19 protein-coding genes are annotated in these 22,492 nt (G+C 43.2%); 12 read left to right on the top strand and 7 right to left on the bottom strand.

Annotated features, from left to right (window positions below; genetic code table 11):
* Nucleotides 1–181: 181 nt before the first annotated feature.
* From ACYFDN_RS05885 to ACYFDN_RS05875, 3 genes are read left to right on the top strand one after another with little or no spacing between them, the layout of a single operon-like run.
* The gene (locus ACYFDN_RS05885) at nt 182–2,233 is read left to right on the top strand and encodes a TonB-dependent receptor plug domain-containing protein (RefSeq protein WP_483510310.1); all 2,052 of its coding nucleotides are present in this window, start codon (nt 182–184) and stop codon (nt 2,231–2,233) included.
* A gap of 3 nt (nt 2,234–2,236) precedes the next feature.
* Nucleotides 2,237–2,773 carry a YfiR family protein gene (locus ACYFDN_RS05880; protein WP_483510309.1) on the top strand — a complete coding sequence of 179 codons (537 nt, stop codon included), beginning with the start codon at nt 2,237–2,239 and terminating at the stop codon, nt 2,771–2,773.
* Between the two features lie 2 nt (nt 2,774–2,775).
* A complete protein-coding gene (locus ACYFDN_RS05875) occupies nt 2,776–4,821 on the top strand; it encodes a putative bifunctional diguanylate cyclase/phosphodiesterase (RefSeq protein WP_016400523.1) in 2,046 nt (681 codons plus the stop codon).
* Nucleotides 4,822–4,862: 41 nt separating this feature from the next.
* Here the strand turns inward: ACYFDN_RS05875 and ACYFDN_RS05870 are convergent, their stop codons facing one another.
* Together ACYFDN_RS05870 and ACYFDN_RS05865 are read right to left on the bottom strand one after the other, a co-directional pair.
* Entirely contained in the window at nt 4,863–6,164 is a 1,302-nt protein-coding gene (locus ACYFDN_RS05870) for an inosine/guanosine kinase (protein WP_483510308.1), read from the bottom strand.
* A 153-nt stretch (nt 6,165–6,317) separates the two neighbouring features.
* Nucleotides 6,318–6,995 (bottom strand): tRNA (adenine(22)-N(1))-methyltransferase, encoded by a 678-nt coding sequence (locus ACYFDN_RS05865; RefSeq protein ID WP_483510307.1) that lies wholly within the window; start codon nt 6,993–6,995, stop codon nt 6,318–6,320.
* Between the two features lie 313 nt (nt 6,996–7,308).
* On the opposite strand from ACYFDN_RS05865, the gene ACYFDN_RS05860 reads away from it, so the two are divergent.
* The 7 genes from ACYFDN_RS05860 (at nt 7,309) to ACYFDN_RS05830 (ending at nt 13,124) form a co-directional block, all read left to right on the top strand.
* On the top strand, nt 7,309–8,349 hold the full coding sequence (locus tag ACYFDN_RS05860) for a porin (protein ID WP_152782331.1): 1,041 nt from the start codon (nt 7,309–7,311) through the stop codon (nt 8,347–8,349).
* Between the two features lie 216 nt (nt 8,350–8,565).
* On the top strand, nt 8,566–8,838 hold the full coding sequence (locus tag ACYFDN_RS05855) for a hypothetical protein (protein WP_152782333.1): 273 nt from the start codon (nt 8,566–8,568) through the stop codon (nt 8,836–8,838).
* Between the two features lie 362 nt (nt 8,839–9,200).
* The gene (locus tag ACYFDN_RS05850) at nt 9,201–9,452 is read left to right on the top strand and encodes a DUF4212 domain-containing protein (protein WP_040306877.1); all 252 of its coding nucleotides are present in this window, start codon (nt 9,201–9,203) and stop codon (nt 9,450–9,452) included.
* Complete coding sequence (locus ACYFDN_RS05845) at nt 9,453–11,189, top strand: sodium:solute symporter family protein (protein WP_016400517.1); 1,737 nt, start codon at nt 9,453–9,455, stop codon at nt 11,187–11,189. It abuts the gene before it with no gap.
* A 156-nt stretch (nt 11,190–11,345) separates the two neighbouring features.
* Entirely contained in the window at nt 11,346–11,786 is a 441-nt protein-coding gene (locus tag ACYFDN_RS05840) for a hypothetical protein (RefSeq protein WP_016400516.1), read from the top strand.
* Between the two features lie 75 nt (nt 11,787–11,861).
* Nucleotides 11,862–12,752, top strand: coding sequence for a LysR family transcriptional regulator (locus ACYFDN_RS05835; protein WP_483510306.1), 891 nt, complete (start codon nt 11,862–11,864; stop codon nt 12,750–12,752).
* A 129-nt stretch (nt 12,753–12,881) separates the two neighbouring features.
* Nucleotides 12,882–13,124 carry a hypothetical protein gene (locus ACYFDN_RS05830; RefSeq protein ID WP_016400514.1) on the top strand — a complete coding sequence of 81 codons (243 nt, stop codon included), beginning with the start codon at nt 12,882–12,884 and terminating at the stop codon, nt 13,122–13,124.
* A 4-nt stretch (nt 13,125–13,128) separates the two neighbouring features.
* Here the strand turns inward: ACYFDN_RS05830 and ACYFDN_RS05825 are convergent, their stop codons facing one another.
* The gene (locus tag ACYFDN_RS05825) at nt 13,129–13,524 is read right to left on the bottom strand and encodes a SufE family protein (protein WP_483510304.1); all 396 of its coding nucleotides are present in this window, start codon (nt 13,522–13,524) and stop codon (nt 13,129–13,131) included.
* Entirely contained in the window at nt 13,517–14,731 is a 1,215-nt protein-coding gene (locus tag ACYFDN_RS05820) for an aminotransferase class V-fold PLP-dependent enzyme (protein ID WP_483510303.1), read from the bottom strand. The genes ACYFDN_RS05825 and ACYFDN_RS05820 overlap by 8 nt, the downstream gene beginning before the upstream one ends.
* Nucleotides 14,732–14,839: 108 nt before the next feature.
* On the opposite strand from ACYFDN_RS05820, the gene ACYFDN_RS05815 reads away from it, so the two are divergent.
* Both ACYFDN_RS05815 and nhaD read left to right on the top strand, forming a co-directional pair.
* Entirely contained in the window at nt 14,840–16,018 is a 1,179-nt protein-coding gene (locus ACYFDN_RS05815) for a GGDEF domain-containing protein (RefSeq protein ID WP_483510301.1), read from the top strand.
* Between the two features lie 56 nt (nt 16,019–16,074).
* The gene (gene nhaD, locus ACYFDN_RS05810; RefSeq protein WP_483510300.1) at nt 16,075–17,490 is read left to right on the top strand and encodes a sodium:proton antiporter NhaD; all 1,416 of its coding nucleotides are present in this window, start codon (nt 16,075–16,077) and stop codon (nt 17,488–17,490) included.
* Nucleotides 17,491–17,710: 220 nt separating this feature from the next.
* On the opposite strand, the gene ACYFDN_RS05805 is transcribed toward nhaD, so the two are convergent.
* The 3 genes from ACYFDN_RS05805 to ACYFDN_RS05795 are packed head-to-tail and all read right to left on the bottom strand — an operon-like array spanning nt 17,711 to nt 22,430.
* Nucleotides 17,711–19,210 carry a SpoVR family protein gene (locus ACYFDN_RS05805; protein ID WP_472590738.1) on the bottom strand — a complete coding sequence of 500 codons (1,500 nt, stop codon included), beginning with the start codon at nt 19,208–19,210 and terminating at the stop codon, nt 17,711–17,713.
* Nucleotides 19,211–19,217: 7 nt separating this feature from the next.
* Nucleotides 19,218–20,489, bottom strand: coding sequence for a YeaH/YhbH family protein (locus ACYFDN_RS05800; RefSeq protein WP_483510299.1), 1,272 nt, complete (start codon nt 20,487–20,489; stop codon nt 19,218–19,220).
* Nucleotides 20,490–20,507: 18 nt separating this feature from the next.
* Nucleotides 20,508–22,430: a PrkA family serine protein kinase gene (locus tag ACYFDN_RS05795; protein WP_016404012.1), complete on the bottom strand. Its 1,923-nt coding sequence runs from the start codon at nt 22,428–22,430 to the stop codon at nt 20,508–20,510.
* Nucleotides 22,431–22,492 lie beyond the last annotated feature (62 nt).

The raw sequence follows: 22,492 nt of genomic DNA, 5'->3' as shown, positions 1-22,492 counted from the left end.
ATCCTAAGACGAATACCTAAGATCAGTTTGTAGTTTACCTCGCCTGTTTTCTATGAGATAAATGTCACTAATTTTTGCTGAAGAATTGCTCAGAGTTTTATTCTGTTCTCACGCCCAATTTCGTGTCGAGCTTTTTGTTTCAGTTATCAAGGATAGATTAAAAGCCCAAGGAGTGGTGTAGTTGAAGTATTCAGCTGGTGTTTTGTGGTCGCTATGTATGGCTAATTACAGCTTTGCAGCAGCTGAACCCTTGCCTAATTTGGATTTAGAATCGTTAATGGCTACAGATGTGCAAGCAACATCTGCGATGAAACGTGCTCAATCAGCGTTTACCACCGCGGCGTCATTATATGTACTAAGCAAGGAAGACATTCGCGCATCGGGTGCGGTATCGGTGGCAGAAACATTAAAGTTGGTACCTGGATTAGAAGTACGGCAGCTAGACAGTAATCAGTGGGCTATCACTGCGCGTGGTGTTGCTGGGCGTTATACCAGTAAACTATTGGTGATGGTGGATGGGCAAAGCGTTTATAACCCATCTTTTGCTGGGGTTTATTGGGAAACCTTAGATGTACCTCTCTATGACATTGAGCGTATTGAAGTTATTCGAGGTCAAGGTGGTTTATTGTGGGGCAGCAATGCCACCAATGGGGTGATTAACATTATCACCAAAAATAGTTTAGACACACGCGAAACCTTGGTGCAAGTAAGCAGTGGTGACCAACTAAATTATGATGTAGGGCTGCGCCACGGTGGAAATATTGGCTCTAACGGTAGCTACCGCATCTATGGTAGCGTGCGAGATTCTGATGCGGCCAAAACGGGTAAGTCGCTACCTGCTAATGACGAAGCCAAACAACAAAGTATTGGTGCTCGTTTTGATTTTGCGCCTAATGATGATTTGTCTATTCTTACCCAGCTCAGTTATACCCATACAGATATGGGGCAAAATCTTAAAGCTCTATCTTTAGCCACAAACCAAAACACCCTATATGCCGAGCGCTTTGAGCGTGATGACGGGCGTATTATGGCGCGGGCAGAACACCGACTATCTGGCTCTTCTAACCAAATGTTGCAAGCTTCGTGGGCTGTTCAAAATGGTAAACAGCTATATTTAGAAGAACGATTTCAAACATTGGATATTGATTATCAAATGAATAGCTTGTGGGGGGCTACCCAACTTGATTGGGGTTTAAACTACCGTAATAGCTATTTACCTTTTGAAGAAAACTACATTATTAGTAGTGACGAAGATATCGACCGTTTAGAGCAATATGGCGCTTTTTTACAGCTGCAATTTGCGCTTATTCCTGAGCAATTAAATTTAAGTTTTGGTAACAAGTCTGAACACAACAGTTTTACTGGTTGGGAGCATCAGCCGGTTGCACGTATAACTTGGCAGCCCAATAACGAGCATGTACTTTGGAGTGCCATATCGCAAGGCGTGCGGATCCCATCGTTGGCAGAGTTTGATTACGATTCTGCTATTAATGGCACGCGTGTTGGCGAGTATTTTCAAACCGGTATCGACGCTATTGATAGCTACCACGTGCGCACGGTGTTGAACGGCAATCAACAAGTTGAGCCAGAAAAGTCTCTTTCTTACGAACTAGGGTACCGTTTTAGCAAACAAGATTGGTCATTCGACCTAGCCTTATTTCATACGCAATCTAAAGATGTATTTGCGGTGCAGCCTAATCCAGACAGTGCCAACTTGGATCAAATCGCAGCTTTGTTAGCACAGGGTAAAATCATCGAGGCGCAGCAAGCTTTACAAAGCACAGTGCTTGAATTTGACGTTGCATCTAATGCTGATTTAAACGTGAAAGGTGGTGAAGCGCTAGTTGCTTGGCGACCAAGTGCCAATTTTCGCGCCGAACTAGGATACAGCCAAATGGCTTATCGCTATCGCTTACAAGAAAATACTCAGCCTGCTATAGGATATGACTCTGACAGCAAACAGATTTTTGCCAAGACTGGTTGGCAACCTTTTAAGAAGCATTCCTTTTTTGCTTTGTTCCGCTCCATTAACAGCGATGCTTATTCAGTAGATGATTATGATGCGCTAGATCTAAGTTGGGCTTGGCAGATAATGCCGCATAGTTCGCTGTCATTAACAGGCAAAAATTTATTAGCTGGTAGTCACCTAGAATACAACAACACCTCCGAAACCTTTACGGTTCCAAACTATATTGAGCAAAGTGTCGTGCTACGATTTATGGCGGAGTTTTAGCCAGTGTTGGCAATAAGGCGCTTTGTTAAGCTACTCATTACCTTGGCTATATTGGGCCTTGCTAGTGAGGTGAGTGCAGCTGATAAAGAAGCAGCCTTAAAGGCTGGGTTTATGTTTAATTTTGCGCGTTATAGTGAATGGCAAGGTTTAGCTAAACCATTGGGTTATTTTAAGCTGTGTAGCCCAGACATTGAGTTTGTCGATACTGCTAGTTGGGTGCTCCATAAGCAGCGCATTCATGAATTAGAAATACGGGTGAGCCTAGTTGAGTTGGATTCGTTATCGATAAATCAATGTAACTTACTGTTTGTCCCTGCTGCCTATAGAAAAACCTGGCTAACTCTAGACAGAGCCTTATTGCCTCACACCATGTTGGTTGGGGAGACTCCTGATTTTATTCATCAAGGAGGGCACATTCGCTTCTTCTTATTAGCTGGAAAAATCCGTTTCGAAGTTGCCCCCGAAGAACTTAAAAAGGCCGATATAACCATGAGCTCAAAGGTATTGAGATTGAGTCGCGTTGTTAAGGAGGAGCAGTAGAGATGTCTTTTCTTAGCATAAATACCATGAGTAAAAAGCTGCTAGTCATTTTGATGAGTATGGCGATTTTTTCTGCTGCCATGGTAACGGTGGTGTTAAGTGCCTACGAATTTGTAAGTGCCAAGCGAGAACAAACTCAAAGCTTGCAAAACATAGCCGATACTTTGTCGCCCAACATCACAGCCGCTTTGTTGTTTGATGACAGAGATGCCATGCAGGAGATGATTTCATCATTGTTATTACGTGAAGGCGTAATCAGAGCGGCCATTACCGATACCGAGCAGCAAAATTTGGCAGTGGTAGAAAGTGACAACTACCAAGAAGAGTTAGCAGAAGAAGCCGACGAACTGATAGAGGTAAGCAGTTTACTTATTCTTGATGAGCAAGTTTATGGTGCGCTTACGGTACTGGCTAATGACAGTTACATAGACCAACGAATTGGATTTTATGGGCAATTCTTAGCGGTGCTGTTGGTGATTACGTTTGGCTTAAGTTTGTCTTTTTCACTGTTTCTAAAACGTGGTTTTTTGCGTCCCTTATTACACTTGTCGGATGTTGCCGAGCGCGTAACGGCATCCAATGATTATAGTTTGCGCGCTCAGCAATCTAGCGACGATGAGGTAGCCAACCTTACCGAGTGCTTTAACGGCATGTTAGAGACGATTGAACTGCGTGAGCGTATGCTGGAGAAGCAAGTAAGGCTGCGAACCCAAGAGCTTGAGGGAGCAAATCAGCAACTATTGCAATATGCCTACACTGACGGCCTTACTGGTTTGCCTAACCGCCACTTTTTCTACGAAAAACTCCATACATTAGTTAAAGAGAAAATTGAATTTGCGCTGATCTTTATTGATTTAGACGGCTTTAAAGAGATTAACGATACCTTAGGCCATGATTATGGTGACGTATTGTTAAGTCAAGCTGGGCAGCGGATCCTACGTTGTGTGCGCGAGCAAGATACCGTGGCCCGCCTTGGGGGTGATGAGTTTACCATTGTGATTGAAGGGGTAAACGAACAAGCGCGAGTTGCCAACATTGCCGAAACCGTATTACAAGGTTTGGCGAAACGCTTCACGATTAAACAAGAAGCCGCTCATGTTAGTGGCAGTATTGGTATCGCTTTTTCCCCACTAGACGGTGATAGCGTGGAAGCCGTGGTAAAACATGCTGACCAAGCGATGTATGTATCTAAAAGTCGTGGTCGAAACTGCTATCAGTTCTTTTCTTCAGACATGCAGGTGGAAGCTCAGCAGAAACGCCGTTTGTTAGAAGAGCTACGTACCGCATTAGAAGAAGAACAGTTCGAACTCTATTATCAGCCCATAACCTCGCTTAAGTTCGAGACAGAAGAGGGCGGGGTGAAAAAGGCAGAAGCACTATTGCGCTGGAACCATCCACAGCGCGGGGTGGTGGGACCAGAAGAATTTATTCATGTTGCGGAAGAAGCAGGGCTAATTCGCGAGCTTAGCCAATGGGTAATGCAGCAAACTGTTGCCACGGTGTCACAATGGTATAAGCAGGGGCTGGATGATATTCAAATTAGCGTAAATACCTCGCCTTCGCAGTTTAATGATGGGGGTAAGTGGATAGATGATTGGATCCATGCCATTGCGCTGCACGAATTACCGGCTCACAGCATTATGATTGAGATTACCGAAAATGTTTTGATGACCACCGATGACTCCATTAAAGATCAGCTCTCTCGTCTGCAACAACGCGGGTTTGATGTAGCAATTGATGACTTTGGTGTTGGCTATTCTTCTTTGTCTTATTTACAGCAATTAGATATCGATTTACTAAAAATAGATCGCTCGTTTATTCAACACTTGACCACCGACAACGACAGCGTAGCGCTGGTTAAGGCCATTGTGACTATGGCTCATCATTTGGGGCTAAAAGTAGTGGCAGAAGGGGTGGAAACTGAACAACAGCGTCAGCATGTGTTAAATGTAGCCTGTGATTACTTGCAGGGATATATCTTTGCGAAGCCGGTACCTAAAGATGAGTTTTATCATCGTTATTTGTTAGGCAATGCGGAAATCACTTAAGCTTATCGAGGCCTATTAAGTAGGCCTCGTTCAGTTTAGCGTTAGCGCTCCCAATAAGCTTCTTCTAAGCTTTCTTCACGCTCTGGTAGCCCACGTGAAAGACGAGGACTATGCTGGGCCAATACTTCGTAACTCACGCGGTTGGCGTATTTACAGATTTGCGCAAACGAGGAGTAACTGAGCGCTTCAAAGCGATGCTTACTGGATTGTTCAACATTACTGCGGTGAAATACGTTTGCTGCCATGTCGTGGAGCAGCGCCGATAAAGCGCCATCTCCGGCGCCGTTAGTGTTGGTGATTTTTTCTGGTCCGCCCATAAATGGCGCAATATGCGAGTAAACTTTCAGCGCTTGCTCACAATCGGTTTTTAACATTGGGCGTGAAAACTCATATTGGTTGAATTCTGGGATGGCTCCTGGCAGCAGAGTATGGCTGGTGGTTCGTTTAAAGGCTTCATCGGTGTAACCGGCCATAAATAAGCCCCGTGAGCCAGCCGTGCACAAAATAAGATCACACCACTCTAGAGCCTTTTCACAGGCGAGTAATACGTCACTCTCGCCGGTTAAGGCTTCTGCTTCTTCTTCGTTCATTGCCAATACAGTAACGTGTTCGCTAATAAACTGTTGCCACCATTTAGGATCATCTTCGATTAAAAAGCGGGTGCCCAAAGTAAGCACTACGGGTACGTTTGCTTGGTGGGCATATTCAATGGCTTGCATAGCGGCTTGAGTAATGGGGTCTTCTCCGGCCCGCATAAGGTAGGCAGTGAGCGTGAGAGCTGCGCCAGTTTTTACTAATTTTTCGTCAATAAACTCTGGGGTAAGTTTATCCATATGGCCTTTCGAGATAGCAAAGGTACGTTCACCACAATCGCTAATTAAGGTAAAGCATCGCCCTACTGGGCCGTCTACCGCCTGCAGGTAATTGAGGTCTACGCGCGAAGAAGTATTGCATAAGTAGCGATAGGCGTAATCACCAATGGTGATGTTTTGACTCATTACTCCAAACATCACCGAGCGACCATCGGCTAGGGTAGAGTAGTTGTGCAAGGTATTGCCGATAGTGCCACCGGCAAACTCGGCAGTAATAAGATGTTTATCTTGTAGTTCTTGATATAGCGTTTGAGCCGCTAAGTCATCAATAAGCAAGGAATTGCCTTTAACAAGTTGATGGCGGTCTATAAATGCTTGGTCAACGTGCGCTTCGATATCCACCAAGGTTTGATCAATGCCAGTTATATGTGTGTGCTTTGGGCTAATGACTGGATTGAGCTCATTGGTTAAGGGGTCTCGAGATTCAACAGGAAAATAATGCTTGGATTTACGTTGGCCAGGAAATTTCATGCAATGATCGCTTGTTCTATTTAAGGCTTACTGTAGCAGTGAACGGGTAGCACTGCACAAAAGCGAGCGATTCTAGCATAGGCGACTCAAAATGTTGCTTTGTAGATCAATATTAGATTTAAATTTTTTATCTTTATTAAATGGCGTGTTGATTTAGCTGTTATCTAGCGAGCTTTTCTTTTGCAATGTTTCATAGGCTCGCAGAGCTGGATGAACCGTTTTTCCGCCCATACGGCAGTAATGTGCAATGGTTTTATTCAAGTAGGCTCTATGTTCGGGCTTAGACAAGTCCCACATTGCGTCACCAACATGGCTGATTGGTGAGTTGGCGGTGGTAGAAAGATGCAGTATTTCGTAATAGCGGCGGTTCTCTTCTATTAGCTGTTCATCAATTAAACCAAAGCCATTACTCTGCAAAAACTGTCGAAGTTCATATTGATAATGTACTGGGCAAATAATCAATTCAAAGTTCACAGCGTGGTTGTGTTCTAGTATCCCCTTTAGCAATTGAATGCATAGCTCGCCACCAACTCCTGCGATTATAACCAGTTGACTGCCATTTTTACTGAGTTTTAGCTGAGCTACGTCTTGGCAATGTACTTGCCATGGGCTGGTTAAGCTAGATGATGAATAGGCAAGGTGCTGCTGCAATTGTCGCTCTAGTTGCTGGCAGATTTGTGGCACGCAATCAACAAAGTGCACACAGCTGGCACTGTTGCGTTTTACCAGCTCTGCGCCCAATAAACCGTGGTCGCAACAGCAATCCCATATATCTTGGTAGTGCTTAATCACGTGTTGGTTAATTGCTGTTAAACGTTTACTCGTTTTCACCTATCCCTCCTCAGTAAGGCTATGAATACTAGTTAATTGTTAATAAGTGGCAAGAATTTTTTCCAGGAACTTTAGGGCTTAATAGGGGGAATTAGCTCAAACCTGTTAGTAAATATTGTTTTTTGACGTTTTTGTTACTTTAGTTGCTGATATTAACGACTAATAACTATTCCGCTATTTTATGTTTCCAATTAGTTAACTGGTTATTTTTTGGTTTGTTACTACGCTGAATTTTGGGGGCTTTAACTGTTAGCACACTTTTGTTCCCCAATTGTTAAGAGTTAATGAAAAAACTCAAACCAAGGAGTAAACCATGAATAAGGTAATTGCAGGGCTTGCACTTAGTGCAATGGCAGGTAGCGTTTCGGCCGCTACTATTTATGAAAATGGTAAAACTAACGTAAGTATAGGTGGTTACTTAGGGATAGAGGCATTTTATCAAGCGGGCTACGGAGATAAAGACAAGTCATTTGAGTTACAAGACAGGGCCTCACGGATCCGTTTTGCTTTTGAACATGAAATGGTGCAAAACTGGATTGCTGGTGCCCAATTAGAGTGGGGGTTTAATCCCGTTGAAAAAGCGGATCCACTATTCACCAATCGTTTAGGCAACATCTACTTTAATAATGATAGCTTTGGTTCAATTCGAGTCGGTAAGCAGTGGTCTGCCTACTACGATATAGCTGTGTGGACCGATCAGTTTTGGAAGTTTGGCGGTGATGCGTCGGGTACGTATGATGGTCGAAATGGTGGTGATGAGTCGGGTATGGGGCGCGCTGATGATGCATTAACCTACCGAAAGTCTTTTGGCGGCTTTGGCTTAGCGGCTCAATATCAGTTTGAAAATGATTCATCAGCTAGAGATTATGGTTATCAATTGAGTGGTACCTATGACTTTGATTTTGGTTTATCAATAGGTGCGGCATATGCAGCCAATGGTTACGATGTTAAAAATGTAAATTACGTTGGAGCTGATGATCAGGATAAAGCAACATCGTGGCTAGCTGGCGCGGTGTATGAGTCTGATATGTTTTATGCTTCAGGTGTCTATGGTGAGTATGAAAATTTAAGCGGTAAATTTAGTACATTAGCTGATAAAGCTAATGGCTTAGAGTTAATTGGCGTTTACAAAATCGATGGCGGCCTTTACCACGTTTATGCGGGTTATAACGGTTTAGAAGATAAAACCAGTGGTAGCCAAGGCGAGCTTAGCTACGCTTTAGCTGGAGTGGGGTGGAAGCCCGGCCAAGTTCTTTTGGCTCTAGAGTATAAGTTTGGTCTAGAAAATAAAGACGCATTAGGTGCAGATAAAAAACAAGACGAAATGTCGATACAAGCCCGATACTACTTCTAGCCAAGTAACAGCAATTAGCGCTCTAAGTTATTCATAGCTTTTTACAAAACTAGAAGTTTTGCAGTAATCAGAAGTCGCTTGTTGTAGCCAACAAAAGGCATTGCACTTTTCCTCGCAATGCCTTTTTTATTATCGAAATACCACTAATTATTCTTGGTCAACTCGCCACAGAGTGCAGACCTGCTACAATCCTTTCTTTTTTGCACGAGACTTAAGATGAAGTGGGTAACCATATCCTTTTTGGTAATAATTGCCTTAGTTAATTTTGGCCCTAGAGTTAACGCCATTTTCTATTCTAAACCGGATACTACGGTTGTATTTAACAGTGGTTGTTTTTTGCAAGGGGAGTTGCGTGTTGATCCAGTGAGTCTTTCATACTTTATTGTATTAGATGATGGTCAAGAACTATCGTTTGCCGACGATAGTTACGCTGAAATTTCTTCTGAAGAGAATCCGGTTGATATTTCTGAATTGGATTTTTGTGTGTAGTTAACAAACTGTTAACTAAAACTTGCCTAGCCTGTCTATTCAGGCTTTTTTCTGCTTAGCTTTGTTTTCTTTAGCCCTCTTTTATTATTCACCGCATCCTTCTATTGCTTCTTTTAGTGTTTATTTTCTGCGTCTAGATCTCAATTTTTACTTGTATTCAGAGACTTTAGACTAAAGATTAATACCTAGTCTGTTAATCGTTTGTTAACTTTTTCTTCGATAGGCTTGAATTGAGTTTATATGTGCATCTATTCCACTAGCCGCAGATAAAAACTTAATGATGTGTTCGGCCGTTAACATGTTGTTTACATATTTATTGGCACAAAATTGCGAGGCTTTAATAGCTTGCTTGGAGAAATATCATGGAAGAACAGACTACATATTGGCAAGAAAACTTGCGCCTAATATTTACCTGTCTCGTCATATGGTTTGTGGTTTCATTTGGTTTTGGCTTACTTCTCGTTGAGCCGCTAAATGAAATTCGCTTAGGCGGATATAAACTGGGCTTTTGGTTTGCACAACAGGGCTCTATTTATACCTTTGTGGCTTTGATTTTTTGGTATACCGCCAAAATGAATAAGCTCGACAAAAAATACCATGTTGAGGAGTCATAAATGGACGAGTTAAAACTCTATACTTATATCGCTGTATTTGGCTCCTTTGGCCTGTACTTCGCCATTGCTTGGTGGGCTAGAGCAGGCTCTACCAGTGACTTCTATGTTGCTGGTGGTGGTGTTACGCCTATCCAAAATGGTATGGCAATTGGTGCTGACTGGATGAGTGCAGCTTCGTTCATTTCTATGGCGGGTTTAATTGCCTTCCTAGGATATGGTGGTTCTGTTTTTCTAATGGGCTGGACCGGCGGCTATGTGCTGCTAGCAATGTTACTAGCTCCTTATATGCGTAAGCATGGTAAGTTTACGGTACCTGAGTTTATCTCCGATAGATACTACTCAAAAGGTGCGCGTATTGTTGCGGTATTGTGTTTGATTATCGCATCGCTTACTTACATTATTGGCCAAATGAAAGGTGTTGGTGTTGCCTTCTCTCGCTTCCTAGAAGTTGAGTACGATATGGGTTTATACATTGGCATGTTTGTAGTTTGGGTTTACGCAGTATTAGGCGGCATGAAGGGGATTACTTACACCCAGATTGCTCAATACTGTGTACTAATTTTTGCATACACCATTCCTGCCGTGTTCATTTCACTGCAGCTAACCGGTAATCCAATTCCGCAGATTGGTTTGGGTAGTACCCTGGCTGATGGCAGCGGTGTTTACTTACTCGATAAGCTAGACATGGTAGTTACCGATCTTGGCTTTAAAGAGTACACCACCGACAACCTAGGCGGCACTCTAAACATGTTTGCCTATACCTTGTCACTAATGATTGGTACTGCAGGTTTACCTCACGTAATCATGCGCTTCTTTACTGTGCCTACCGTTCAAGCGGCCCGCTCTTCTGCTGGTTATGCTCTAGTATTCATTGCTATTTTGTACACTGTAGCGCCAGCTGTAGGTGCCATGGCTCGTTTCAACTTAATGAACACTATTGTTCCTGAAGCCGGTGATAACTTGGTATATGACGAACGTCCACAGTGGTTCAAAGATTGGGAAAACACAGGTCTGCTGAAGTTTGAAGACAAGAACGGTGACGGCAAAATCCAATATGTTGCTGATAAAGAAACCAATGAAATGGTGAAAGTAGACCGCGACATTATGGTACTTGCTAACCCAGCTATTGCTAACCTACCTAACTGGGTAATTGCATTAGTAGCTGCTGGTGGTTTGGCGGCTGCGCTCTCAACCGCTGCTGGTTTGTTGTTGGCTATTTCATCCTCGATATCTCACGACTTAATGAAAGGGGTGCTCACGCCTAACCTCTCAGATAAGAATGAGTTGCTGGCAGGGCGAATAGTGATGACACTTGCCATCTTGGTGTCCGGTTATCTCGGTTTAAATCCGCCTGGATTTGCCGCAGGTACCGTTGCACTGGCCTTTGGTCTAGCCGCTTCGTCTATCTTCCCAGCGTTGATGATGGGTATCTTTGCTAAGAAAATGAGTGGTACCGCTGCGGTAGCCGGTATGTGCTCAGGTATTGGTGTAACAATGCTTTACGTATTCCAACATAAAGGCATTATGTTTATCCCAGGTACTTCATTCTTAGGTGATATGGGACCAAACTGGTTCTTGGGTATTTCGCCAAATGCCTTTGGTGTAGTAGGTGCTTTGGTTAACTTTGGTGTTGCCTTCGCAGTATGTAAAGTAACCGGTCCTGCTCCGCAGCATATTCAAGATATGGTTGATAACTTCCGTGTACCACATGGTGCAGGCGCAGCTCACGATCATTAAGCTTGAATTGAACTAATCCCTAGTAAGCAAAAGGCTCCCTAGAGGGAGCCTTTTTTTGCGGTGGAGCTTGGTAAAAATAACTAAATTTCAATATGATAGTGTTAAAGAGTGTACTTGGTTAGCATCACTCAATAAGGTTGATTACAGGAAGTAACAATGAACAGACACACTAAGTTAGCTATGTTAGTGATGCCGTTTTTGGCAATTGGCGGGTATATCGCATCGGATATTTATTTGGAGCATGATGCAGAAAAAGAGCGCGTTTTCCAGCTAAGTACCTATGGTCACTGCGACATTATTAACCAAAAGTGTATTCTTGAATCCGGTGATTTTCAGCTCAATATTAGTGATGAAGCAGGAACAACCACGGTTAATTCTACCTTTCCTTTAGATAGTGCCACCTTCTTTATTGTAAGCAGTGCAAATGTAGTGACCGCTTACCCACTAGGCATGAGTGATAGCCCTTATTACTGGAGAAGCCCCACCGAATTACGCGAATTGATCCCTAACCAGGGAGATAGCTATAAGTTACGTATTATTGCCAATATTAAAGGCGGAAAATACATTAGTGAGTTTTATAGCCAAACAATTAAGTAGTTGACCGCTGGGAAAAGCAAACTGCTAGTGCTAACATTTAATCAATAAAAACAAAGCATTGTTCCTAGGTACTGCATGCATATTACTCCCGAACGTTTAGTTTATTTGGTGACAGTAGCTGAGACGCGTTCTTTCTCAGCAGCCGCACGTAAACTGGGGGTAAGCCCTTCAGCAGTGAGCCAATTGATTCAAAACATGGAGTTGGATTTAAACATTCGACTTTTTGACCGTGTTTCTGGCCAAGCGCCAACCTTAACCGACGTGGGGCGCACGCTTTACGTTCAGGCTTTGGAGATTGTTCCACGCTTACAAGCTATGGAGAAAAAAGCTCAGTCTTACCATGAGGGGATTGAAGACAAATTAACCATTGGTGTGTCGGGTTATAGCTTTTTTCCAGAGTATGGAGAGGCGATAAAGAGCTTGTTAGCTAAGTTTCCGCAACTAAATGTGAAGATCATTGATGTAGATGAGTTCGACTCCCATAATTTTGGTGAAGAAGGGGAGGTAGACATTCTTATTACTCCTGCAGAGCTTATCCCGCGTCGCGGAGTAGAGAGTGTTATGATTGGCCGAATTAAATGGTTGTGTGTTTGCGCGCCAAGCCATCCGCTTGCCAAGATAAAACATGCTTTATCTATTCAAGATCTCCTATCGCAAATTCAAATAACTCCTGCGGTGTCTAACTTTATTACTGAAGATTTAGCTGAGTCAGTGCGCCTTAGTTCTCAGGTGGTTAATTGTTCAAGAATGTACCAATTTAAGCAGCTGTTGCTTAATGGCGTTGGCTTTGGTTTGTTCCCCGAGCCTTTAGCTAAAACCTACATTGCCAATAATCAACTGGTTGAGTTAGAACGAGATTTTATTGTGGATGACTTTGAGTGGCCAATTGAAGTGGTTTGGAGTCAAGCTCTTGGGCCTGCAGGGGAATGGTTTATTGAGCATCTGACAGAGCAAAACAGCGAATAAACTAGCGATAAATCTAAGTAAATAGCTAACCGGATCATTAAATGTTTAATTTGTTGTGATTAATTGCAGATGATCAAATACACTTAAGCAATAAACTAAATTTCCCATAGAAAGAAATAGGAACCAGTAGTGAGCTCTAATCAAAAATGTCCATCTTGCGGTGGCCATAAACCAGCATTAATGGCCTGTCGTGATTGTGGATTTACCTATAGTGTAACGAGCCGTCCACCTGCAGCCACCAAGCCAGTACCTCAAGCTAAACCAGTACCTAGAAGTGAATACAGGGCGGTGATGGAAGAAGGAGGTGCTAAATCAAAAGTTGTGATTAAAACCAAAAAACGCCGCACTTATACCATTCCCAGCGAAGAGTAACCGCTTAGCTTAACTTTGCGATTCTCTGCAATATCGCCGTTATTCCATTGTTTCTCGATTCACTTAAATGATGCGCTAAGCCAAGCTTTTCTAAAGTTTGGCTAAATGTTACTTGAGTGTTTTCAGCATCCTGCGCGAAGCTGGCTAGCATGATTACCAGTAAACCCTTGATGATTTTCGCATTACTATCAACTAGTAGCTGCGTATTGGCATAATACAGCCACACATCACTTTCGCAGCCTTGCACTAAGTTTTCTTGTATTTGGTATTGAGAGTCCATCGGGCTCAGTACTTTGCTTAACAGCAGCAGTTGGCGGTAACGCTCTTCCCAAGACTTACAATTAACAAAGCGCTGTTCAATCTGTTCTATGTTTAATTCAACTTGGGGTGCTCTATTCACCAAACAACTCCATAATTTTATCAATTGCTTCTATCGCTTGGTCGATATCTTGTTGATTGTTATATAAGCCAAGTGACAAACGAATACTGCCTTCTGGAGACAAACGACTGCTCAAGGGCATTGCGCAATGATGGCCACAGCGCAAAGCAACATTGTATTGGTCAAATAGGGTGGCAGCATCTTGAGGGTGAACACCTTGCAAATTGAACGCAATTAAGCCAACTCTCATCATCGGTTCACCAACCAGTTCAACCTTGGGGTGCTGTTTAAGCTGCTGTAGCGCATAAGCTAATAATTGGCGCTCGTGACTAAGACGCTCTTTTAAAGGGAACTGTGCTAAGAATTTAATGGCTGAGGCCAAACCTATTGCCCCAGCTATGTTTGGGGTCCCCGCTTCTAGGCGATAAGGAAGACTGTTCCAAGTGCTGGCTTCAAAAGACACCTTACTTATCATCTCTCCACCAAACACACTGGGCTCGAGCAGTTCCAAGGCTTCTTCGCTTCCATATAGCGCGCCTATGCCAGTTGGCCCATATAACTTGTGTCCAGAAAACAAGTAATAGTCACAAGCTAAGCGATTAACATCGACGTCTAAGTGGGCTACCGCTTGTGCGCCATCCACAACTATTTTTGCGCCGAACTGGTGGGCTAGCCTAGATAATTCGGGTATTGGTTGCATAGCACCAATACTGTTTGATACATGGGCAACGGCAACAATTTTACATTTGTCGCTAAGTTGCTGGCGAAAGTAAGCTAAATCTATATCACCATTGTCTAGTACAGGAATTACTTTTAGATTCGCCTTACGCTTAAGGGCTAATTGTTGCCAAGGTACTAGGTTTGAGTGATGTTCGAGCTCGCTAACCCAAATTTCGTCGCCTTCATCAACTAAATGGGCGAGGCCATCTGCCAATAGGTTGGCTGCTTGAGTTGTTCCGCTGGTCCAAATAATGTTTTGCGCCTTAGCACCAATAAATTCTGCAAGTGTTTTCCTTGCTAATTCAAAGGCATTGGTGGCATGTCGAGCAAAGCTATGACTTGCTCTATGTACATTGGCATGACCTTGGCGGTAATATTGTTCAATGTCTTTTAAGACAACTTCAGGGACTTGAGTTGAAGCTGCGCTATCAAGGTATGCAAATGGCTGATTAGTACCGTTTAATGACGGGAAAAACTGTCGATAGCGAGTATGCTTAAGTGAAGTCACAATGATTCTTTGTTTGGCAATTAAAGCCGATATTGTAGCCCTAGGCGCAAATCTAAACTAGTTTATATCGGTGTTCTCTTTGATTTAACAACAGGAGTTAAAGGAAAGATGCAACAGCCACAAGTTATGCAAGCGTGGAAAAGCGTATTTATGGGCTTTTCTTCCTCAAGCCAAGAGCGGCAATTTGCTAACTGGCAGTGGCAACAACAGCGCCAACATCTCTTTTGGGTTCAATCGCTCTATTGCTTGTGTGTTATTTCCTATCTCTTTCAATCGGGCGTACTTGCTGCTTGGTGGCAACAAGCCAATATAGGTGCATCTTTAGCATTAAGTGTTTGGTTTTGTTATCAAATGTTGCTTACTTGGCGTGGTTTAAAGTTGGTGACGGCGCGCTCAGCCCATGCCTTGTTAGCTGGCCATGCAGTGATTCATTTCGCTTTAGTCTTCGCGTTAATGCATGGTGGAGGGGCGCTTCAGTTTAGTGTCGTTCCTGATTGGTTAGTGTACAGCCTACCACTGCTGTTTATTTGTTTCTATTTGCCTATCATGCTCGCAGTTATGTTGATAGTTGTTGCTACTCTGCTCACTTTGAGTGGTGTTGAGCCCTTAAACGCAAGCCAAGTACAAAATTGGCCTTATGTCGAGCTGCCAAATGCCTTAGTGAACTGTTTATTGGTATGTATCATCGTTTGTCTTTGTCATGCCTTGTGGCGTCATCGCTATACTCATGAACAAGGCTTAGATTTATTTCAAGAGAAGGAGCAGCCAAGTAGCGAAAACCTACCTTTGTTTAAGCAATCTATCGATACCGATGAGCTGACTGGCTGTGCTAACTTTGCGCGCTTTAAACAGTTTTCTGAGATAGAAATTGAACGTACCTCTCGTTATCAGAATGCCTATTCTATTGTTTTGATTAACGTCAATCATTTTAGTCGATACCGTGATAAATTAGGTGCTGATGAAGCTGATAAGCTATTGGTTAAACTAGCGAATTTTTTACAATCGAAGGTACGCAAAGTTGACTTGTTAGCGCGTTGCGAAAAAGATCAGTTTGTTATTGGTTTACCTGAATCTAGCTTGTACCAAGCTTTGGATACTGCAGAACGGATCCACGATGCTTTAGGTAGTGAGTTTTGGCTCAACTATCTTGATGAGTTAGAACTTGGCTCTCGGTTGGGGGTGGCTTGCGTAGATGGCACTGCCAACAATATTGAGGCACTAATAAGCAAAGCTGAAAATGCAATGAACAATCATCGAAGTGCCAGCGCCCTAAGCTACGGACGCTAGAACGAAATCTTTATCAATCTAAAACAAATGAGCATTCGCCTAAGGAGTGGGATTTAATGCGTATATTGTTGCCTCTGCTATTGTTGTTTTTTTCTTCTGCTAGTTATGCCGCTGATGGCTTGAGTTTAACCTCATCTTGGGTGGGCTATAGCGCTTTAGTCATTTTTGCCATTGCTTACTTATTGGTGATGAGTGAAGAGGTTATTCATCTAAGAAAGTCGAAACCCGTGCTGGTCGCCGCAGGCTTAATTTGGTTTTTGATTGCTATTTATTATCGCGGCTCTGGTCACGAAGAGCTGGTAACTGATGCCTTTCGCCATAACTTATTGGAGTTTTCAGAATTAATGCTGTTCTTGCTGGTGGCGATGACTTACATCAATGCCATGGAGGAACGACGCTTATTTGATGCATTGCGAGCTTGGCTGGTTAGTAAAAAACTAAGTTATCGTAAGCTGTTTTGGTTAACGGGCTGCTTAGCCTTTGTTATTTCGCCGGTGGCCGATAACCTTACCACTGCACTACTGATGTGTGCGGTGGTGACTAAAGTAGCGCAAGGTAACAGCCGATTTATTAATCTAGCGTGTATCAATATTGTTGTTGGTGCTAATGCTGGTGGAGCATTTAGTCCTTTTGGTGATATTACTACCTTGATGGTTTGGCAAAAAGGTTTGGTTACTTTTGGTCAGTTCTTCGATTTGTTAATCCCTTCATTTGTTAATTTTGTTATTCCTGCCTTTATCATGTCGATGTTTGTTTCTGCTGAAGCAGTAGAAGCAGAACACGAAGAAGTTGAATTAAAACGCGGCGCAAGACGAATTGTAGGTTTGTTTTTAATAACTATTGCCACAGCTGTAATGGGGCATAGTTTGTTCCACATGCCACCGGTAATGGGCATGATGATGGGCTTAGGTTACTTACAGTTCTTTGGTTTCTTCTTGCGCAAAACACTTGCATCTAGCTTGCATAAAAAAGCCGTTGATGCGATTTCTCATCGTGATGATGCCCGATTAAAAGCCTTAGGCAGTGTAGTGCCCTTCGATATTTTTAACCGGGTGGCACGGGCCGAGTGGGACACCTTATTGTTCTTCTACGGCGTGGTTGTTTGTGTTGGTGGCCTTGGGTTTATTGGTTACCTAGAAATGGCATCTAACACCATGTACTTAAATTGGGACCCAACCTACGCCAATATCGCCGTTGGGGTATTAAGTGCCATTGTAGATAACATCCCAGTGATGTTTGCTGTTCTCACCATGGAGCCCGCAATGTCCTTGGGCCAATGGTTATTGGTGACGTTAACCGCAGGGGTAGGTGGTAGCATGTTATCGATTGGCTCTGCGGCGGGGGTTGCGTTAATGGGGCAGGCTAGAGGCCACTATACCTTTATTAGCCACCTTCGCTGGGCACCAGTTATTGCCTTAGGTTATGCGGCATCTATTGTTTGCCACTTAATGCTGAACAAAACGTTGTTCTAATACCAATCACACTAAGGAAGTGATCAGAAATAACGCAGGAAAAATACTTGAGAATAAGGCAGGATTTTTCGATAAGTAGTTATTCTACAATCAAAAGCCCTAACGCAGTTATCGAGTATTTTAACTAGATAGAATGAACAGTTACTTGGTACGATTGGTATAAATTCACTCTAAATAAAAAAAGGCCACCATATGGTGGCCTTTTTTATAAACAGCATTGTTATTCTTGTGCTGGGCAGCGGGCTATTTCTTGTACGCCGCCTTTATCGTCACTTTGCTCGAGAATCACATCGAAGCCCCATAAGCGATGAAGGTGTTTAATTACCTCATCTTTGCTCTTGCCTAGTGGAATGCCTTGATGAGGGACGTAGCGTAAGGTAAGTGAACGGTCTCCACGAAGGTTTACGTTATGAACTTGAATATTTGGTTCAATGTTACTTAGATTGTATTGAGCACTTAGCGCTTCGCGCACTTGTTGGTAGCCATGGTCATCATGAATGGCTTTAACTTTTAAGTAGGGCTTGTTTTCGTCATCATCGAGGGTGAACAGTTTTAAGTCACGTATTACCTTAGGCGATAAGTACTGGCTAATAAAACTTTCATCTTTAAAGTTTTGCATAGCAAAGTGTAGGGTTTGAAGCCAATCACTGCCCGCGATATCGGGGAACCATTTGCGGTCCTCATCGGTGGGCGATTCGCATATTCTGCGGATATCGGTCATCATAGCGAAGCCCAGCGCGTAAGGGTTTATCCCGTTAAAATATGGACTGTTATAAGCCGGTTGCATTACTACGCTGGTGTGGCTGTGTAAAATTTCAAGAATAAAGCGCTCGCTCACTTGTCCATGGTCGAACATATGATTGGTGATGGTGTAATGCCAGAACGTCGCCCATCCTTCATTCATCACTTGAGTTTGCTTTTGAGGGTAAAAATACTGACTTATTTTTCTTACTATGCGAACAATTTCTCGCTGCCAAGTCTCCAATAAGGGGGCATGTTTTTCGATGAAGTAGAGAATGTTTTCTTCTGGTGAGGCGGGGAAACGCTGACGCTTTTCTACGTTTGGGTCTTCCTTGGTGGGAATGGTTTTCCACAGTTCATTGATTTGGCTCTGTAAGTATTCTGCTCGAGCGTCTTGGCGAGACTTTTCCTCTTCCATTGAAATTGGGCTAGGGCGCTTGTAACGGTCGACGCCGTAATTCATTAAAGCGTGACAAGAGTCGAGCAAGTCTTCAACCGCTTGTACACCATGGCGAGCCTCGCACTTGCTAATGTAGTTTTTGGCAAACACCAGATAATCGATGATTGAGCTGGCATCGGTCCAAGTTTTAAACAGGTAATTGTTTTTGAAAAAACTATTGTGGCCAAAGCAAGCATGGGCGATAACTAAAGCCTGCATTGGCATGGTATTTTCTTCCATCAAGTAAGCAATACAAGGATCTGAATTAATAACAATTTCGTAGGCCAAGCCCATTTGACCGCGTTTGTAGGTTTGTTCAGTTTGGATGAATTTTTTGCCATAGGACCAGTGGTGATAACCAATCGGCATACCTACGCTGGAATAGGCATCCATCATTTGTTCGGCGGTAATTACTTCAATTTGATTAGGATAGGTATCTAATTGATAGTGTTGTGCAACCTTCTCAATTTCTTGATGATAAAGCTCAAGCATTTCAAAGGTCCAATCTGGTCCATCGGGCAACATCTTTGTTTTGCTCATAAGGGCCTCACACAGTGGCTTTTTTGAAGAGGTCTCTAAATGTCGGCAATATTTCCTCGGCATTTTTCACATGACGAATAGAGAAGTTAGGGAAAATTTCACTGAGTTGTTCGTATTCGTGCCACAAGCTTTGGTGGGCACGGCTGGTTATTTCTATGTAAGCGTAATGACGACTTAGAGGTAGCAGGGTCTTCTCCAGTAATGCGCGACACTTGGGTGAATCATCTGCCCAGTTATCGCCGTCGGAAGCTTGTGCTGCGTATATGTTCCATTGGTTTTGCGGGTAGCGCTCTTCAATAATCTTATCCATTAAGTTAAGTGCGCTAGAAACAATGGTGCCACCGGTTTCTTGAGAGTAGAAAAATTCATGCTCATCAACTTCTTTAGCTTGAGTGTGGTGGCGAATAAACACTACCTCGATTTTTTCGTAACTACGGGTCAAAAATAGATAGAGCAGTAAGTAGAAACGCTTGGCAATGTCTTTGGTGGCTTGGTCCATAGAGCCAGAGACATCCATTAAACAAAACATCACCGCTTGGCTGCTTGGTACAGGGTGTTTAGCAAAGTTATTAAACTTAAGATCGAAGGTATCGATAAATGGGATGTTCGAAAGCTTGCGCTTTAGTACCTCGATTTCTACTTTTATCGCTTCTATCTCGCTATGTGGAACTTGCGAGTCTGATTGGCTTTGTTCTAGTTGTTGTTCCAATGCGCGTAAGCGTTTGCGTTTGTCTCCTCCCATCGCCATTCGTCGCGCTAGGGAGTTTTGTAAAGAGCGCACAATATTTATATTGGCTGGCACCCCGTCGTTGGTAAAGCCGGCGCGGGCGGTGCGGTATTCAACAATGCTATCTACGTCTGTTTCTTGAAGATTGGGGAGCTCCAAATCGTCAAATAGAATATCAAGGTATTCGTCTTTAGAAATGTTAAATTGAAATTCTTCGGTGCCTTCGCCTTGGTCACTGGCCTCACCATCACCTGGTCCTCCAGCTCCTTCTCCACCAGGAGGGCGTTCTATTTTGTCGCCTGTTCCAAACTGATCATTACCAGGTAGGGTGCGTTGGCGATGCCCCCCTTCACCTTGGTGAAAAAAGGGCTCGGTAATATCTTTATGAGGAATGCTTATGCTTTCGCTGTTCTCCAAGTCTTGGATACTGCGCTGATTAACCGCATCGTTTACTGCGCGTTTAATTTGGCTTTTATAGCGGCGAATAAAGCGCTGGCGGTTCACCGCGCTTTTATTCTTACCATTTAAACGTCGATCGATAAAATGAGCCATAGGCGCCCTCCATCAAATCTAAGACGATTTACGAACGCGTAAATACCATTCCGACAACAAGCGCACTTGTTTGCGGGTGTATCCTTTCTCCATCATTCGGGCAACAAAATCATCGTGTTTCTGTTGGTCGTCGGCGGAGGTTTTAGTATTGAATGAAATAACCGGTAGCAAGTCTTCGGTATTCGAGAACATTTTCTTCTCGATAACAGTGCGAAGTTTTTCGTAGCTAGTCCAGTTAGGGTTTTTGCCGTCATTGCCCGCGCGAGCGCGGAGTACAAAGTTGACGATTTCATTACGAAAATCTTTAGGGTTACTAATACCCGCGGGTTTCTCTATTTTTTCTAGCTCGGCATTGAGTGCTGCGCGGTCAAATAGTTGGCCAGTATCAGGATCTCGATATTCCTGGTCTTGAATCCAAAAGTCGGCGTAAATAACGTAGCGGTCAAATATGTTTTGTCCGTATTCTGAGTACGACTCTAAATAGGCGGTTTGAATTTCTTTGCCGATAAAGTCGACGTACTTAGGAATTAAGTAGCCTTTTAAGTGTTCTAAGTAGCGGTCTGCCACTTCTTGGCTATATTGCTCGCGCTCTATTTGTTGTTCAAGCACATAGAACAGATGCACTGCGTTAGCCGCTACCTCGGTGGTATCAAAATTAAATACCCGCGATAGTATCTTAAAGGCGAAACGGGTAGATAAACCCTCCATGCCTTCGTTTACCCCGGCAAAATCACGATACTCCTGATAAGACTTGGCTTTAGGATCGGTGTCTTTAAGTGTTTCACCGTCGTAAACTCGCATTTTTGAATAGATGCTTGAGTTCTCTGGGTCTTTAAGCCGCGATAGGACTGAAAACTGCGATAATAACTCCAAAGTGCTAGGTGCACATTTGGCTGTGTTCAATTCACTATTATCCAGTAATTTTTGATAAATTTTTATCTCTTCACTTACTCGTAAGCAATAAGGCACTTTTACAATATAAACGCGGTCTAAAAAGGCCTCGTTGTTTTTGTTGTTTTTAAAGCTTTGCCACTCGGATTCATTTGAGTGAGCTAAAATAATGCCTTCGAAGGGAATTGCCGAGAGCCCTTCGGTACCGTTGAAGTTACCTTCTTGGGTGGCGGTGAGTAGAGGGTGTAGCACCTTAATAGGCGCTTTAAACATCTCTACAAACTCCATTAAACCTTGGTTAGCTCTACATAGTGCGCCTGAGTAGCTGTAGGCATCGGGGTCATTTTGCGCAAAGTGTTCTAATTGACGAATGTCTACTTTACCCACTAAAGATGAAATATCTTGATTGTTTTCATCGCCGGGCTCTGTTTTAGCTATCGCAATTTGGTTGATGATAGATGGGTAGCATTTTACCACCTTGAACTTAGTAATATCCCCACCGTATTCATTTAAACGTTTGGCTGCCCAAGGAGACATAATGGTTTTTAAATGGCGCTTACTAATGCCGTATTCTTTTTCTAGAATGTTGCCATCTTCGTTAGCATCAAACAGACAGAATGGATGGTCATTTACTGGTGAGCCTTTTAAGCGGTAGATAGGTACTTGTTGCATAAGGGCTTTCAGTTTCTCGGCTAAGGATGATTTACCACCACCTACTGGACCCAACAAGTAAAGAATTTGCTTGCGCTCTTCAAGGCCTTGAGAAGAGTGTTTTAAATAAGAGACAATTTGTTCAATGCTGTCTTCCATCCCGTAAAATTCTTTAAAGGCGGGATAACGAGCAATAATACGGTTGGAGAAAAGCCTGCTTAGGCGTGGATCTTTAGAGGTATCTACCATTTCTGGCTCGCCAATGGCGAGCAAAAGGCGTTCTGCTGCACTGGCGTAAGTACTTGGTTGTTCTTTACAAAGTGTTAAAAACTGGTCGAGGGATAACTCTTCTTCTTGAGCCTGCTCGTAACGCTGTTGATAGTGGTCAAAAATACTCATGGCCTAGGCCTCCTAAATACAAGCTATCTCTATAAAAGATAGAATTTGGAAACAAAAGATTT

It is taken from the genome of Agarivorans sp. D1326 (assembly GCF_056958115.1).
This window is presented reverse-complemented; position numbering and strand designations above follow the sequence as displayed.

Coding starts and splice junctions, on each gene's coding strand:
- ACYFDN_RS05875 (WP_016400523.1), top strand. CDS start 2,776: ATGTCTTTTCTTAGCATAAATACCATGAGTAAAAAGCTGCTAGTCATT.
- ACYFDN_RS05870 (WP_483510308.1), bottom strand. CDS start 6,164: ATGAAATTTCCTGGCCAACGTAAATCCAAGCATTATTTTCCTGTTGAA.
- ACYFDN_RS05860 (WP_152782331.1), top strand. CDS start 7,309: ATGAATAAGGTAATTGCAGGGCTTGCACTTAGTGCAATGGCAGGTAGC.
- ACYFDN_RS05855 (WP_152782333.1), top strand. CDS start 8,566: ATGAAGTGGGTAACCATATCCTTTTTGGTAATAATTGCCTTAGTTAAT.
- ACYFDN_RS05850 (WP_040306877.1), top strand. CDS start 9,201: ATGGAAGAACAGACTACATATTGGCAAGAAAACTTGCGCCTAATATTT.
- ACYFDN_RS05845 (WP_016400517.1), top strand. CDS start 9,453: ATGGACGAGTTAAAACTCTATACTTATATCGCTGTATTTGGCTCCTTT.
- ACYFDN_RS05840 (WP_016400516.1), top strand. CDS start 11,346: ATGAACAGACACACTAAGTTAGCTATGTTAGTGATGCCGTTTTTGGCA.
- ACYFDN_RS05835 (WP_483510306.1), top strand. CDS start 11,862: ATGCATATTACTCCCGAACGTTTAGTTTATTTGGTGACAGTAGCTGAG.
- ACYFDN_RS05815 (WP_483510301.1), top strand. CDS start 14,840: ATGCAACAGCCACAAGTTATGCAAGCGTGGAAAAGCGTATTTATGGGC.
- nhaD (WP_483510300.1), top strand. CDS start 16,075: ATGCGTATATTGTTGCCTCTGCTATTGTTGTTTTTTTCTTCTGCTAGT.
- ACYFDN_RS05805 (WP_472590738.1), bottom strand. CDS start 19,210: ATGAGCAAAACAAAGATGTTGCCCGATGGACCAGATTGGACCTTTGAA.
- ACYFDN_RS05800 (WP_483510299.1), bottom strand. CDS start 20,489: ATGGCTCATTTTATCGATCGACGTTTAAATGGTAAGAATAAAAGCGCG.
- ACYFDN_RS05795 (WP_016404012.1), bottom strand. CDS start 22,430: ATGAGTATTTTTGACCACTATCAACAGCGTTACGAGCAGGCTCAAGAA.